Origin of the sequence: Sporosarcina ureilytica (assembly GCF_001753205.1) — a bacterium.
Lineage (GTDB): Bacteria > Bacillota > Bacilli > Bacillales_A > Planococcaceae > Sporosarcina > Sporosarcina ureilytica.
This window is the reverse complement of the sequence record NZ_CP017560.1, coordinates 1-14,356: the sequence shown is the minus strand read 5'-3', so window position 1 is coordinate 14,356 and position 14,356 is coordinate 1. Positions and strand designations below refer to the sequence as shown.

At 38.7% G+C, this 14,356-nt stretch carries 14 protein-coding genes, 2 pseudogenes and 1 riboswitch; of the genes and pseudogenes, 10 read left to right on the top strand and 6 right to left on the bottom strand.

Translation table 11 applies throughout. The annotated features are described in order from the left end of the window. Window positions 1–21: 21 nt before the first annotated feature. Both BI350_RS00075 and BI350_RS00070 read right to left on the bottom strand, forming a co-directional pair. Window positions 22–567 (bottom strand): hypothetical protein, encoded by a 546-nt coding sequence (locus BI350_RS00075; protein WP_075526280.1) that lies wholly within the window; start codon window positions 565–567, stop codon window positions 22–24. Next, a complete protein-coding gene (locus tag BI350_RS00070) occupies window positions 564–1,436 on the bottom strand; it encodes a hypothetical protein (RefSeq protein ID WP_075526279.1) in 873 nt (290 codons plus the stop codon). Before BI350_RS00070 ends, BI350_RS00075 begins: the two co-directional genes overlap by 4 nt. A 191-nt stretch (window positions 1,437–1,627) precedes the next feature. Here BI350_RS00070 and BI350_RS00065 point away from each other — a divergent pair, with 191 nt between their 5' ends. Genes BI350_RS00065 through BI350_RS00055 form a run of 3 tightly spaced genes read left to right on the top strand, consistent with a single transcriptional unit; the run spans window position 1,628 to window position 4,681 of the window. After that, window positions 1,628–2,320, top strand: a complete 693-nt coding sequence (locus BI350_RS00065) for a response regulator transcription factor (protein ID WP_075526278.1) — start codon at window positions 1,628–1,630, stop codon at window positions 2,318–2,320. Continuing rightward, window positions 2,298–2,477, top strand: a complete 180-nt coding sequence (locus tag BI350_RS00060) for a hypothetical protein (RefSeq protein WP_075526277.1) — start codon at window positions 2,298–2,300, stop codon at window positions 2,475–2,477. Before BI350_RS00065 ends, BI350_RS00060 begins: the two co-directional genes overlap by 23 nt. Continuing rightward, window positions 2,477–4,681: a sensor histidine kinase gene (locus tag BI350_RS00055; RefSeq protein WP_082294915.1), complete on the top strand. Its 2,205-nt coding sequence runs from the start codon at window positions 2,477–2,479 to the stop codon at window positions 4,679–4,681. Before BI350_RS00060 ends, BI350_RS00055 begins: the two co-directional genes overlap by 1 nt. A gap of 170 nt (window positions 4,682–4,851) precedes the next feature. Here BI350_RS00055 and BI350_RS00050 read toward each other — a convergent pair whose 3' ends face one another. From BI350_RS00050 to BI350_RS17375, 4 genes are all read right to left on the bottom strand, one after another. Continuing rightward, window positions 4,852–5,679: an IS3 family transposase gene (locus BI350_RS00050; RefSeq protein ID WP_075526276.1), complete on the bottom strand. Its 828-nt coding sequence runs from the start codon at window positions 5,677–5,679 to the stop codon at window positions 4,852–4,854. A gap of 17 nt (window positions 5,680–5,696) precedes the next feature. Next, window positions 5,697–6,017: a transposase gene (locus tag BI350_RS17380; protein WP_075526275.1), complete on the bottom strand. Its 321-nt coding sequence runs from the start codon at window positions 6,015–6,017 to the stop codon at window positions 5,697–5,699. 254 nt (window positions 6,018–6,271) lie between these two features. Then, a complete protein-coding gene (locus tag BI350_RS00040) occupies window positions 6,272–7,099 on the bottom strand; it encodes an IS3 family transposase (protein ID WP_075526276.1) in 828 nt (275 codons plus the stop codon). A gap of 17 nt (window positions 7,100–7,116) precedes the next feature. Next, entirely contained in the window at window positions 7,117–7,437 is a 321-nt protein-coding gene (locus BI350_RS17375; protein WP_075526275.1) for a transposase, read from the bottom strand. A gap of 413 nt (window positions 7,438–7,850) precedes the next feature. Here BI350_RS17375 and BI350_RS00030 point away from each other — a divergent pair, with 413 nt between their 5' ends. The 7 genes and pseudogenes from BI350_RS00030 (at window position 7,851) to BI350_RS00005 (ending at window position 13,782) form a co-directional block, all read left to right on the top strand. Next, window positions 7,851–8,051 carry a hypothetical protein gene (locus tag BI350_RS00030; RefSeq protein WP_075526274.1) on the top strand — a complete coding sequence of 67 codons (201 nt, stop codon included), beginning with the start codon at window positions 7,851–7,853 and terminating at the stop codon, window positions 8,049–8,051. 232 nt (window positions 8,052–8,283) lie between these two features. Continuing rightward, a riboswitch (SAM riboswitch) is annotated at window positions 8,284–8,394 on the top strand. 132 nt (window positions 8,395–8,526) lie between these two features. Next, window positions 8,527–8,673, top strand: coding sequence for a hypothetical protein (locus tag BI350_RS17330; RefSeq protein ID WP_342672197.1), 147 nt, complete (start codon window positions 8,527–8,529; stop codon window positions 8,671–8,673). A gap of 142 nt (window positions 8,674–8,815) precedes the next feature. Continuing rightward, the gene (locus BI350_RS00025; protein WP_342672218.1) at window positions 8,816–9,508 is read left to right on the top strand and encodes an aliphatic sulfonate ABC transporter substrate-binding protein; all 693 of its coding nucleotides are present in this window, start codon (window positions 8,816–8,818) and stop codon (window positions 9,506–9,508) included. A gap of 16 nt (window positions 9,509–9,524) precedes the next feature. Continuing rightward, a pseudogene (locus BI350_RS00020) lies at window positions 9,525–10,358 on the top strand (ABC transporter permease). Window positions 10,359–10,371: 13 nt separating this feature from the next. Continuing rightward, a complete protein-coding gene (locus BI350_RS00015) occupies window positions 10,372–11,085 on the top strand; it encodes an ABC transporter ATP-binding protein (protein ID WP_082294913.1) in 714 nt (237 codons plus the stop codon). A gap of 2 nt (window positions 11,086–11,087) precedes the next feature. Further along, window positions 11,088–12,787: pseudogene (acsA, locus tag BI350_RS17280) on the top strand (acetate--CoA ligase). Between the two features lie 317 nt (window positions 12,788–13,104). Then, on the top strand, window positions 13,105–13,782 hold the full coding sequence (locus tag BI350_RS00005; protein ID WP_075526272.1) for a carboxymuconolactone decarboxylase family protein: 678 nt from the start codon (window positions 13,105–13,107) through the stop codon (window positions 13,780–13,782). The last annotated feature ends 574 nt before the right edge of the window (window positions 13,783–14,356 follow it).

Genomic DNA, 14,356 nt, shown 5'->3' with positions numbered 1-14,356 from the left:
AGAAAGCGTCTTTCTACCTTTTTAAATATTTAAATCCGTTGGTATATCGCGTCTAATCGCACGCAGTAAAACAAGAAAAACGATATCCATGATAAATGCAATAAGCATTAGGGATAAAATAATCATCTCCCAATAATCCCCTGCCGTATTTGGTGTGAAAGTTGAAGCGGCAAGGAAGATTAGATTAGCGATAATATAAATCTTAAAAGTACGCTCTGTTCGATTAATTAACATAGGATTGTCAACAGCGGTAACAATTTCTATTAATAATTGAAAGATAAAAAATACAACGATTAGTTGAAGTATCATGAGCAATGTTGAATAGGCATTTAGTAAAATATGGGTTTGTTCTTGGACGTTTATAAAAATCGTAGGGAATGAAACAAAAATCATCGCGATTGCAAATGCCCGGGCTTTTTTTGCAGTAGGAAATCTTTTTCCTAATGTTAGACACCCGGTTGCAATCATAAAATAGCCAAGCGGTTCAGGAAGAAGATCGATGCCAAGTTCAATCCGTACAAAGACGAATAAATAGCCCCAAAACAATAAGTTTAATGCTTTTTTCACCTAGCATTCTCCTTCGCTTGAATGATTTTTTGTAGATCTTTATTATCCAAGTACAGTGGCTGACTATATAATGGACTTTGATCAGTGAACGGGTGTCCAGACGCCGTCGTGCCAGAGAGGGTTAGAGATGACTGGATAGAACCGAAAAACTGCGGCGAAATAGCCCAGTAAATATAAAGGTTTTCACCTTTATTAATTTCAATGGGAAGTTCAAGTTCATCTAAATGAATGCCGGGGATATCTTGCTCATCACTTTTTATTGGCAATGGGTCAAACTGTTTTGCTGCCGTAGCAGAATCAATTTTCACTGTAATAAATTTTTGAAAAGCCTCACTTACATCAATGGAAAACGATTCAATTGTTAGGTCATCCTCCGCTTCATACCAGTTCATTGACCAATCATTTCCGCCTGAACCGCCTATAGGAGTCAGTGTATGATTTACTTGATCTTCGGAGCGAAGTGTTACCTCTCCGATAGAAGTAGTAAGCATTTTCCCATCGTTGAATAGGACAACAGCTGTATTTGTCGTTAAGGGTTCATCTTGTAAACTATTTTCGATATCGAATGGATCCATTTGGATATGAACTTGCCGTAAAGAATAGTAAGGGAACGTTTGAATAGGTTCTGCCGACTCATTTTCTAGTGCATATCCACGAATCCCATTTAAATTGATTGAAGAAATAACTGAAGAATCATTGGTGTTTGTTAAATAGTAAAATGTTAAATTACTTCCCTCATATACAACGGTGTCGATTGCATGTTCTAAAAAGATGGGTTCTTGAAGTTGTTTGGATTGGGCATATAACGTATTCACAATCCAACTTCCGCTAATGAATAATAAAGCCACCCAAAATAATCGACCGTTCATATAGACCCTCCTTTTTTTATGTTAATTACCCCATTATAACAAGTTCCCTTCATAACAACTATGCATTTCTTAAGAATTTCTTCATAATTAAGGTGTACGAATGTTAAGATTTGAGCAGTACAATAGATCATGTAGATACGAGAGATAGAAATTGATTTATCCAAAATTTGAAAAGAACTGAGGTGGGGAAAATGGCTGCTTTCACAGTGCTTGTTGCGGATGATGACCAAGATATCCGCGATGGGATTGAAATTTATTTGAAAAATGAAGGATACAACGTATTAAAAGCTGCGGATGGACAGGAAGCGCTGACGTTGCTTGAAAATCATGAGGTTCATCTCCTTATATTAGATATTATGATGCCGAATATGGATGGGATCACGGCGACTTTTAAAATTCGTGAGGCCCAGAACATTCCTATCATTATGTTAAGCGCAAAAGCCGAGGATTCCGATAAAATTCACGGTTTGTCAGTCGGCGCGGATGATTATGTAACGAAGCCGTTTCATCCAATGGAACTAATGGCGAGAGTGAAATCACAATTGCGCCGTTATGTTCAATTTGGCACATATGAAGGGCCGCAGCAGAAAATTGTAGTAGATGGATTGGAACTTGACGAAGAGGCAAAGACGATTACTGTTGATGGTGAAGTCGTGAAATTTACGCCGATTGAATATAGAATTACCGAATTACTGATGAAGCACGCGGGACGGGTATTTTCAATCCATGAAATTTACGAGCGTGTATGGAATGAAGAAGCGTATAACGCGGAAAATATCGTTGCGGTGCATATTCGAAAAATTAGAGAAAAAATTGAAGCAGACCCGAAAAATCCTCGGTATGTAAAGGTGGTGTGGGGCATTGGATACAAAATCGAGAAATGATTATTCCGTCGTTTGGTCGATCATTGCAATACTTATTGCTGTGGCAAGCATTGCCTATTGTTTTTCAGCGGTTATTGCAGTGGTTGAAAATGGCTGGGGAAGAACAACACAAATGATTAGTTATATTGCCCGCATTATAGGAGGGGGCATCGGTTAATGAAAAACAAAAACTATATGGTAATTGTATGGTCAGTCCTCGTTGCATTAGTCATTATGTCGATTCCAACGGCGATTCGATTGGGCCCCGACATGATAGGGAAAAAGTTTGTTGATTCACATGAGTTCCAAGGTGAGATGGAAGGTTTTTATTATACGCTTAGCACAACCGTATTAAACCCTATCCAGTTCGAAGAAGCAAGGGAAAAAATCATTGTCACAGATGAAGAGATTGAAGAACATCGAATGCGCTACGGCAATCTCTCTGACCAAGTGATGAACATACAAGAGCAATACGAAGGTCGTATTACAGACGCAGAAGCATCGGGAAATGAACAATTAAAAGAAACCCTGATTAAAGAACGCGATACGAAAATTGCCGACATAGAGCTGAATTTTGAAAGTGATGAACATGTTGAAAAGAAAGTGTTGGCAGGGAAAGTTTCCGCACTAAAACAATTTTTAACGGAAAATCAACAATCAGCTAGAAGCGCTTTTCCGATTGCTTATCATTTAACAGATGTGAAAACTGGAGAAGTTTTTACGCAGGGTGATGTTGAAGTTCCCGCAATTTATAAAAAAACGTTTGGTGAAGTAGACGATTATTTTAAGGCGAATACTGTAATAAGTGAAAGTGAGTATAATCATTATTCGGTTTCCTATTATGATGATGGTTATGAACTAACTGCAGCTGATTTTGCGAATATCCAGCAACCAGTTCGACAATTTGAAGGAGTTATCGTCGTCTCAGAAAAAGCGTTACAAGGAAGTTATTTAAAAGATCATCTTGCAAGTTTTAATAAGAAAAAATATAGAAACTATACTTTATGGATTCTTTCGATTGGTGCACTCTATCTTTTATTGACTAAAGTAAAGTTTAAGAAAGAATGGGTAACGGAAAATCGATTTGTGCAATCTTATAATGGGTTGAAAATTGATGTGAAAGTATTTATCTTCATGTTTTCACTCTTACTAACTTTTGAGTTTATCCACCGAGATGCGACTGGGGCTTTCTTTTACAATGATTATTATTCGGGGGCATGGCCAGACCAATTATTTTGGTTGATTGTTCTAGCAATGAGTATATTATTTTTAGCCTTCCAACTTGTGAATAGTATAGAGCGGTGGAAACAAGCGGGCGTGTTTGAACGGGATTTTGCAGAGAGTTATGTAGTGAATTTCTTAAAATCATTCCAAACGATGTTTTTAAATCGAACATTAGGCGTTCAAATGTTTATTCTGCTCATTGGTTTTTTCTTAGCTGGTTTCGGTTTTGCAGTAGTAGCGATTCAACCGTTTTTGATACTTGCCTATTTGCCTGCCGTATTCTTTTTAGGATTGCCGGTCCTCTATATTTTTGTAAAGCGTTCGGCTTACTTAAACCGAATTTTCTCTTCGACTGAAAAAATGGCAAACGGCACATTGCATGAAGAAATTAAAGTGAAAGGGAAGTCACCACTTGCAAAACACGCGCGTCATTTAAACCGACTGCGTGAAGGGGTACAAATTTCAATTAGCGAACAAGCGAAAAGTGAACGGTTAAAAACAGAATTGATTACGAATGTGAGTCATGATTTAAGAACGCCGTTAACTTCTATTATTACGTATACCGATTTATTGAAATCAACGCACTTAACAGATGAGGACCGCTTAAAATATGTAGATATTATCGATAAAAAATCAGCTCGTTTAAAAACTCTTATAGAAGATTTATTTGAAGTGTCAAAAATGGCGAGTGGAAATTTAGAACTCCATAGACAAAAGGTTGATTTAACGCAGTTATTGCAACAGGCATTAGCAGAACATGAGGAAGAGATTTCAAATTCAGGACTTGATTTTCGGGTTCAATTACCAGAATCCGCTATCGTTGCTAACGTAGATGGGCAAAGATGGTGGCGTGTATTGGACAATTTAATTGTCAACGCGTTGAAATATTCGATGTCCGGTACGAGAGTTTATCTTTCCCTTGACCGTGTTGGTGACCGTGCTCAATTCGTTGTAAAAAACATTTCTAAGTATGAATTAAGTGAAAATAGTGATGAACTGTTTGAACGATTTAAACGAGCAGACACCTCACGTCATACAGATGGCTCAGGACTAGGGCTTGCTATTGCACAATCGATTGTTGAAATGCATGATGGTGAAATGGAAATTGATATAGATGGCGATTTGTTTAAGGTAACGGTGGAAATACCGGTAGAATGATATTTATTGGATGAGTTTTCTTTGTTGATGTGAAAACGTCTAAGCGAAATTGTGCTTAGGCGTTTTTTCTATTGGTGGGGATTAGATGCTCCTAAGTATAGCGTTGTGAACTTTCGGGGAGACGTTGTAGACTGACATATCGATTTGAGACACGTATAAAACAACAGTCGCTAGGCTGCTTCTACAAAATATTCTCTTGGTGAAAGGTAGCCTAGTTTTTCCTGAATACGTTCTTCATTATAATAATTTAAATAGTCAGTGACGCGTTTAGTGACTTCTGCATTACTAAGTGAATTGAATTTAACATACTGAAACTCTTCAGATTTCAAGCTTGAGTGGAACGATTCTATAACTGCGTTATCCCAACAATTCCCTCTCCGTGACATACTGCATACCAGATGATTTGCCGTTACATAATCTTGGAATGCGTATGATGTGTACACGGTACCTTGATCGCAATGAATGATAACTCCTTCAGGGTTGTTGCGGGCTTCTAATGCCCCCTTAAGGGTATCGATGACAAGGGATGTCTGTTGATGATCGTACAATTTGTAGGCTACAATTTCATTATTATATAAATCCATAATAGTGGAGAGATATTTTGTTTTACTACCATATTGAATATAGGTAATATCAGTTACCCACTTCTCATTTGGTGCACTTGCAGTAAAATGACGATTAAGCAGATTAGGTCTGATTACGACTGTTTCACCTTGTGACTTCCATTTTCTTTTAGGCTTAACACGACATTGTACATTATGCTTTTGCATGATTGATTGAACCGTATTACGATTTAATCTAATCCCATATTCTTTCTTTAACAGAGCTTTAATTTTTCTGTGTCCATAGCGATACTTAGTTTTCTTGCACAGTTCAATGATTGCCTCTTCTTTGGTTGAAAGTGATTTCTCACGCTCTTCGCCAAGCCATCTATAATAGTTTGAACGGGGAACTTGTAATGCCGATAAGATAGAGGTAATTGTGTATTTTCCTTTCATTTCCTCTACAGTTCTAATTACCTCTTCTTTTCCAACCCCCTTTTTATCTCTAAATACTTTTTTAGCACTTCATTCTCCATTTTCAATTGAGATAGCTGATGATCTTGTCTCTCTTGTCCATTCTTGAAATCATAACGAAAACCATAGGCATACTGTTGGCCGATTGGTTGATCAAAGCGATAAGTTTCATTGTTTTTATACCACTTCATCCAGCTTGCAATTTGCGCTCTATTTTTGATTCCATGCCTCTCTAAAATCTCTTTATCTGTAAAGTTACCACTTAATTTATCTTTCACAACAGCCCATTTAACTTCACTTGAATATCTGTTTCTTTTCAATATAAAAACCCCCGACGTTATCGCTTTTTACTAGTGTAACACTTTGATGTTGTTTTATATTGTCCCAAGAATTTGGGTTAGCCCATTGCAAAGTTTCCTCGTAGTGTTGCGAACTTTTGGGAAAGCGTTGCAAAGTTTCTTGGGCGATGCGAACTTTTATGAAAAGGTTGCAAAGTTTTCTTGTAGTGTTGCGAACTTTTAGGGAAACGTTTAGACTGACATATCGATTTGAGACACGTATAAAACAACAGTCGCTAGGCTGCTTCTACAAAATATTCTCTTGGTGAAAGGTAGCCTAGTTTTTCCTGAATACGTTCTTCATTATAATAATTTAAATAGTCAGTGACGCGTTTAGTGACTTCTGCATTACTAAGTGAATTGAATTTAACATACTGAAACTCTTCAGATTTCAAGCTTGAGTGGAACGATTCTATAACTGCGTTATCCCAACAATTCCCTCTCCGTGACATACTGCATACCAGATGATTTGCCGTTACATAATCTTGGAATGCGTATGATGTGTACACGGTACCTTGATCGCAATGAATGATAACTCCTTCAGGGTTGTTGCGGGCTTCTAATGCCCCCTTAAGGGTATCGATGACAAGGGATGTCTGTTGATGATCGTACAATTTGTAGGCTACAATTTCATTATTATATAAATCCATAATAGTGGAGAGATATTTTGTTTTACTACCATATTGAATATAGGTAATATCAGTTACCCACTTCTCATTTGGTGCACTTGCAGTAAAATGACGATTAAGCAGATTAGGTCTGATTACGACTGTTTCACCTTGTGACTTCCATTTTCTTTTAGGCTTAACACGACATTGTACATTATGCTTTTGCATGATTGATTGAACCGTATTACGATTTAATCTAATCCCATATTCTTTCTTTAACAGAGCTTTAATTTTTCTGTGTCCATAGCGATACTTAGTTTTCTTGCACAGTTCAATGATTGCCTCTTCTTTGGTTGAAAGTGATTTCTCACGCTCTTCGCCAAGCCATCTATAATAGTTTGAACGGGGAACTTGTAATGCCGATAAGATAGAGGTAATTGTGTATTTTCCTTTCATTTCCTCTACAGTTCTAATTACCTCTTCTTTTCCAACCCCCTTTTTATCTCTAAATACTTTTTTAGCACTTCATTCTCCATTTTCAATTGAGATAGCTGATGATCTTGTCTCTCTTGTCCATTCTTGAAATCATAACGAAAACCATAGGCATACTGTTGGCCGATTGGTTGATCAAAGCGATAAGTTTCATTGTTTTTATACCACTTCATCCAGCTTGCAATTTGCGCTCTATTTTTGATTCCATGCCTCTCTAAAATCTCTTTATCTGTAAAGTTACCACTTAATTTATCTTTCACAACAGCCCATTTAACTTCACTTGAATATCTGTTTCTTTTCAATATAAAAACCCCCGACGTTATCGCTTTTTACTAGTGTAACACTTTGATGTTGTTTTATATTGTCCCAAGAATTTGGGTTAGCCCAGTTGCAAAGTTATCTCGTAGCGTTGTGAACTTTCTGGAAAGCGTTGCAAAGTTTCTCGAGCGTAGCGAACTTTTCATAAAGCGTTATAAAATGAAGACAGCAATTGGTCAATTTTGCTCAGGTTAGCTTTGCATAAAAACGGCTAAACTGTAGCACATAGGAGCGGTTGTTTTTGTCCTCTAGTATTTGTTCGATAAACAAGAGGAGAAGAATGCTGATGACGGGAATGTAAAATCAACATTTTTTATAAACTTACCGTCTTAGTTATTGTTAAGCCGCACCAGTAGAAGAAAAGTTTCCATTATCTTTGTAAAAGGAGTGATGAGAAATGTCAATGGGACATAAAAATTATCCAAACAAAGCTGATTATGAACCAAACGTGGACAAATATACTGTAGACACTGGCGAATTGCCGCTTTCCGACCCAGCCGAATCGAATGCAACGGAAGTGTTTCGAAAGAATGAAGCGAAAACTGAAGAAGGGCGCGTACAGTCCGCATTTGGTCAAAATAAGAATAGGAAATCATAATCGTATCACCGCTGGACATTAAATATGATGATGCTCGGCGGTTATTTTAATTTAGTATACCTTAGTTTTGATCTTGAGTTTGCCCAAAATTAGAGGGAAATCAGCAAATATAGTATTATTTCTGTGACTAATCTACTAAAGTTGAAATATATCGTTGACAATTTATTCTTTTCAGTCTATACTAATTTTCAATCAATTAAATTTACAAATGAGTTTTTACAACTACATATATCTCTTATTAAGAGCGGCGGAGGGAATAGGCCCTATGAAGCCCGGCAACCAGCAGATATCTATCTGAAAAGGTGCTACATCCTACAGGTTTACGAAACCTGGAAAATAAGAGGAGGAATTTTTCGGCCCTCTTCTTATGAAGAGGGCCTTTCTTTATTTAATCAAGAAAAAAATGGATTTAAATCACGATAAATCCGAGTATACGAATTGGATAACAATAAATTAAAAGTAGGAGGAAATGAAAATGAGAAAATGGATTAAATTTTTAACAGTTATTGTTAGCGTAACGTTCATCTTCGCAGCCTGTTCATCTGCCGGGGGAGAGGAAAATAATAAACCGAAAAAAGTTTTTGGATTATGCGTATTACTCGCCAACAAGCCTTGCGCTTAAAGAGTTTGGCTGGGCAGAAGAAATATTTGAAGAAGAAGGCATTTGAAGTGGAGTGGGTGCTAAGTCAAGGGAGTAATAAGGCGCTGGAGTTTCTAAATCCAAAAGTGTTGACTTTGGCTCCACGGCAGGCGCAGCAGCATTAATTGCGAAGTCAAATGGTTCTCCCATTGAGTCTGTTTATATTTTTTCAAAACCTGAATGGACAGCGCTTGTGACAACGGGCGATTCAAACATCGCATCAGTAGAAGATTTAAAAGGAAAGAAAGTAGCCGCAACATTAGGCACCGACCCATATATTTTCCTGCTCCGTTCATTAGAAGAAGTAGGGTTGTCATCCAAGGACTTGGAAATTGTGAATTTACAGCACTCTGACGGAGCGAATGCACTTTTAACGAATCAAGTCGATGCGTGGGCCGGGTTGGATCCGCATATGGCAAAAGTTGAAATTGATTCCGGCGCAGCATTATTTTTACGCGACCATGATAAAAACACATATGGAACGTTGAATGTACGATCAGAATTTGCAGAACAACATCCAGAGGTTGTAGAAAAAGTAATTGAAGTATATGAAAAGGCAAGAAAGTGGGTTGTAGAAAATCCAGAGGATGCGGCTGAAATCCTGGCGAAAGAGGCGGATATGGCACTCGAAGTTGCGCAAAAGAGTTTAGAGCGAAACGACTTTTCGGACCCGATCCCAGGCGCGAAGCAAATTGAAGCACTGAACGCAGCTGGTGAAGTATTGCAGGCTGAAAATGTCATTAAAGAAAATATTGATGTTGAAAAAATTGTTAGTGAATTAATTATTGAACGGTATTCAAAAAAGGCAATCAAATGAAATAGGGGGAAAAGACATGACGGTCAAAATAGATGAAAATGAATTGCTTGAAGCGAAAGAGAAATCGGTTAAAGTCGGTGCTGAATTAAAAAAGGTGAGGGGTTTCGCGCTTGGCTTCATTATTCCGATTGTTCTTTTAGTCGTATGGGAAGCAGCCGTCCGTTTCAATTTACTCGACGCTTATGTCTTTCCCGCTCCGACAACGATTTTACAAAAGATTATTGAATTAGCGAAAGAGGGAACGCTTTGGGCATGTAGGCATTACATTCTTTCGCGTATTGATTGGATTTCTAGCAGGAACAGTAGCCGCGGTAGTATTGGGTCTGTTGTCGGCTACTTTAAATGGTTTGAACAGCTGATGGACCCGTTAATTCAAGCATTTCGTTCGATTCCATCTTTGGCTTGGGTCCCATTGTTCATTTTTGTGGATGGGAATTGGAGAAGCTTCGAAAGTAATGTTGATTGCTGTTGGTGTGTTTTTCCCAATTTATTTAAATATCGTTTCAGGCATTCAAGGGGTTGACCGTAAGTTAATCGAAGTTGGGAAGATTTATCATTTTACACCGTTACAAACGGTTCGCCGTATTATTTTTCCAGCTTCGCTTCCATCATTTCTAGTCGGTTTACGCAGCTCGGATTAGGATGGATGTTCGTTGTCGCTGCTGAATTAATGGGGGCGAGTCAAGGGCTTGGCTATTTACTTGTTCTTGGTCAAAATACGTATTCACCTGAACTTATTATTGCCAGCATTATTTTATTTGCAATCATCGGAAAAACGACTGATTACTTACTGAAAACATTAGAGGCACGCGCTTTAAAGTGGCAAGACAATCTACAAAACCAACTGTGAAGGAGGAACTATGATGTTAAAAGTAAAACAGGCATCAAGAACATTCAATGACGGACTTGCAGGGTTTAAAAACATATCATTTTCCATTCAGGAAGGCGAAACGGTTGGGATTTTAGGAACGAGCGGGTGTGGGAAAAGTACGCTATTGCGCGTTTTATCGGGATTGGATCAGGATTTTGAAGGGGATATCGAACTAGCAGGGATAGGCGAGCAGCCAATCGGAATGATTTTTCAAGAACCAAGATTAATGCCGTGGCTCACAGTCAAAGAAAATATTCTATTCGGCGCGAAGGACGCGAAGAAAGTAGATGTTCAAGAGTATTTGAATCTTGTCGGCTTATCTGATTTTGGAGATCATTATCCAAAAGACTTGTCAGGCGGGATGGCACAGCGGACTGCAATTGCGCGTGCACTCATAGGTCAGCCGGATGTCTTACTTCTTGATGAACCATTTAGTGCACTGGACGCTTTCACCAAAATGCAGCTGCAAGATTTATTGTTAAAAATTCAAAAGAAACGTTCAACAACGATGATTATAGTCACGCATGATATTGATGAAGCACTTTACTTATGTGATCGGATTTTCATCCTCGGCGGACAGCCGGGAACCTTACAAGCACAAATGTCTATCGAGACTACAAAGCCGAGAGATAGAGGAGATTCATTTTTGGCATCAAAAAAGGCGGAAATTTTGGACGTTTTACATATCGATAAGGAGGTCGACTAAACATGGCAATCGAAGAGGTCATTTATCCATATGAAGGAAATTATAATATAACGGCGGAACTGCCTGTACGAGAAGATTTCTCGTGGAAAGCAATTGAATCAAATTTTAGCTGGTCTGAAACGGGAAAAATAAATATGGCTTATGAATGTGTGGATCGCCATGTTGCGGATGGTTTTGGAGACAAAATTGCGCTCCATTACTTCGGGGAAGAGGAAGAATATACATTAACGTACCGTGAGTTGAAAGAGAAATCGGATCTGTGGGCGACTGTTTTGAAAAAGCGCGGAGTGAAAAAAGGAGATTTCGTCTTCATCTTTTTATCGAAACACCCTGATTGCCATATCGCCATGCTAGCTGCCATTAAACTTGGTGCTGTTGTCGGTCCTCTATTTGAAGCGTTTATGGAAGATGCGGTGAAAGAGCGGATTGGTGATTGCGAAGGAACTTATTTAATTGCCTCGCCGGAATTAATTAAGCGTGTACCGCGTGCGGAATTGCCTTCATTACAAACAGTTTGGATTACAGCGGAGCCTGAACAATGCAAGGGTGATGAGATTTCATTGTACGCAGAAGCCCGAGCGATTGAAGCCGAAGAAGACATTATCGAGTGGGTGGATCTAGAAGATGGGTTGAATGTTCATTATACAAGCGGTTCAACAGGTCGTCCGAAAGGCATTATCCACGCGCATCGGGCAATGATTCAGCAATACATTACGGGCAGATGGGTGTTGGATTTAAAAGAGGATGATATCTATTGGTGCACGGCTCACCCTGGATGGGTGACAGGAACGGTTTATGGTGTTTCGCGCCACTTCTGAACCGGGCGACAACTGTTATTCACGGGGACGATTCAATGCTGACGAATGGTATTCCGTATTGGAAAAATCAGGCGTCACAGTTTGGTATAGCGCGCCGACTGCATTTAGAATGTTGATGGCGGAAGGCGACGAAAAGTTAGCGACTATGATTTATCTAAAATTCGCCATATTTTAAGTGTCGGTGAACCGTTAAATCCTGAAGTAATTCGTTGGGGAATTAAAGCATTATCCAATCGCATTCATGATACTTGGTGGATGACAGAGACGGCGCACAGCTGATTGTCAACTTGCCGTCAGAGAAAATTATTCCAGGATCAATGGGAAAACCATTCCCAGGCATCGAAGCGGCAATTTTAGACGATGATGGCCAAGAACTGCCATCTGGTGAAGTAGGGCATTTAGCGCTGAAAGCAAATTGGCCTGGCATTATGCGTGAAGTATGGAAAGACCCTGCTAAATATTCGACGTATTTTCCTTTTGAAGGATGGTATGTGTCGGGAGATTTGGCGACGATTGACGAAAATGGTTACATTTTCTTCCAAGGAAGAAGTGACGATATGATTAACTCTTCAGGTGAACGAATCGGTCCATTTGAAGTGGAAAGTAAACTCATTGAGCATCCAGCTGTCGCAGAAGTCGGCGTTATTGGTAAACCGGATGCGGTAAGAGGCGAGATTGTAAAGGCGTTTATTGTCCTGAGGAATGGTTATGAAGCAAATGATGTATTACTGCAAGAGCTTCGTCAATTTGTTCGAAGAGGGCTTGCAGCACATGCCGCGCCAAGAGAAATTGAATTTTTGGATGAGCTGCCTAAAACACCGATTAGCGGGAAAATCCTTCGACGTGAATTAAAGGCGAGGGAACTTGAAAAAGTTGGTGTTTGAATAGTGGTTGAATGATGATACCGAGACAAAGTTGATTTCCGTTCCAGCCGGACGCTTTCCGTGGGCGGGCGGTGATCCTGTTATGCATTCCTGCTCCCAAACGCTTCGCTTTTCGGTCGCAAAAGCCGTTCTTCGTGACGGCTTTCGCTAATCCCACAGGAGTCGCCGCCTTCCACTACAATCAACAAAATTAACACTTTAAAATTGTTGAGTAGTAGACATATTTAAAATCAGCATTCCAATAGTTAGTGAAAATTAAGTAATAATGTAATTCTATTATATAACAAACAAATTAAAAACTATTAGGGGAAATTATCATGAGTAAAGATGTATTAGTAGCGAGTAAAGAGGCATTGTATCAAAAATCATATTTTAACCGTCTTGGAGAATTAAGTGCATTGGCGCCAGATGCTTTTAAAGCATTTGTACAGTTTGACAAGGCTGCTTTAGCTGAAGGGAAATTATCGGTAAAGCTGAAAGAATTAATCGCGATTGCTGTAGCACATACAACGGGCTGCCCGTACTGCATTGATGTCCATGTGAATGCAGGAAAAGCAGAAGGCGTAACAAAAGAAGAATTATCTGAAGCAATCCTAGTGGCAACTGCATTAAAAGCAGGATCTGCACTAGCACACGGTGTGAACGCGCTTAATGCATACGATGAAATTGAAGATGAGGAATTATATAAAGCATCTTACTTTAATAGATTAAAAGAATTTTCAGCGCTCAATGGGGATGCATTTAAAGCATTTGTTGATTTTGATGGGCAGTCATTGAAAGGAAGTATTTTAACTGTAAGAGAGAAAGAACTAATCGCGGTTGCGGTTGCACATACAACGGGATGCGCGTATTGTATCGACATTCATACAAAGGCTGCAAAGAAGGCGGGCGTTACGAAAGAAGAACTGGCAGAGTCAATTTTTGTCGCAACTGCATTAAAAGCAGGTTCGGCTTTGGCGCATAGTGTGAATGCGTTGAATGCGTATGATTCGTAATAGGATTAATAAGAGAGAATGTAAAGCAGAAGACTTAATGGAGAAAGAAAAGCTAATCACAACAAATAAAAAAAATAATAATCCATCTCAAGCTATCCGCCATTTATTGGTTGGGTAGCTTTTTTATATGGCAATGAATGCATATGTTCAAGACAGTTTACAAAGAAGGCTTTTAAGGTTTCACAAAAAGTTACGTTGATGAGTTCATGAACGTACTTTAAGTTTTGTTTTATGAACAGTAGAGAACGCTTTAATTGTTTATACGAACACTTCAACAAGGATAAAGGTGTTGACTATATAGTTAAATTAGTTAAAAAATCAATTTCCGAGGAGGGATAATTTGAACGTTTTAATTGCTTCAATGTCGAATTTATTTCTTGAAGCATTTCAACTAGCCATAAATAATCGGCGTCCATGTTGGCAAGTATCGACACACCTGATACAAACACCATCTTTTAATCACTCTTTAGAGCAAAAGATAAAGATCAAAGTATCGATATTTGCAGTGATAGAAATAACCGATTATCAGCATTTTTCAATAGCGATTAACAGCTTAAAAGATGTGATAGGAGAA

What these genes read in the sequence shown, in the direction of transcription:
- BI350_RS00070 (WP_075526279.1), bottom strand. Translation starts at nt 1,436, where the DNA reads ATGAACGGTCGATTATTTTGGGTGGCTTTATTATTCATTAGCGGAAGT.
- BI350_RS00065 (WP_075526278.1), top strand. Translation starts at nt 1,628, where the DNA reads ATGGCTGCTTTCACAGTGCTTGTTGCGGATGATGACCAAGATATCCGC.
- BI350_RS00055 (WP_082294915.1), top strand. Translation starts at nt 2,477, where the DNA reads ATGAAAAACAAAAACTATATGGTAATTGTATGGTCAGTCCTCGTTGCA.
- BI350_RS00050 (WP_075526276.1), bottom strand. Translation starts at nt 5,679, where the DNA reads ATGAAAGGAAAATACACAATTACCTCTATCTTATCGGCATTACAAGTT.
- BI350_RS00040 (WP_075526276.1), bottom strand. Translation starts at nt 7,099, where the DNA reads ATGAAAGGAAAATACACAATTACCTCTATCTTATCGGCATTACAAGTT.
- BI350_RS00030 (WP_075526274.1), top strand. Translation starts at nt 7,851, where the DNA reads ATGTCAATGGGACATAAAAATTATCCAAACAAAGCTGATTATGAACCA.
- BI350_RS17330 (WP_342672197.1), top strand. Translation starts at nt 8,527, where the DNA reads ATGAGAAAATGGATTAAATTTTTAACAGTTATTGTTAGCGTAACGTTC.
- BI350_RS00015 (WP_082294913.1), top strand. Translation starts at nt 10,372, where the DNA reads ATGTTAAAAGTAAAACAGGCATCAAGAACATTCAATGACGGACTTGCA.
- BI350_RS00005 (WP_075526272.1), top strand. Translation starts at nt 13,105, where the DNA reads ATGAGTAAAGATGTATTAGTAGCGAGTAAAGAGGCATTGTATCAAAAA.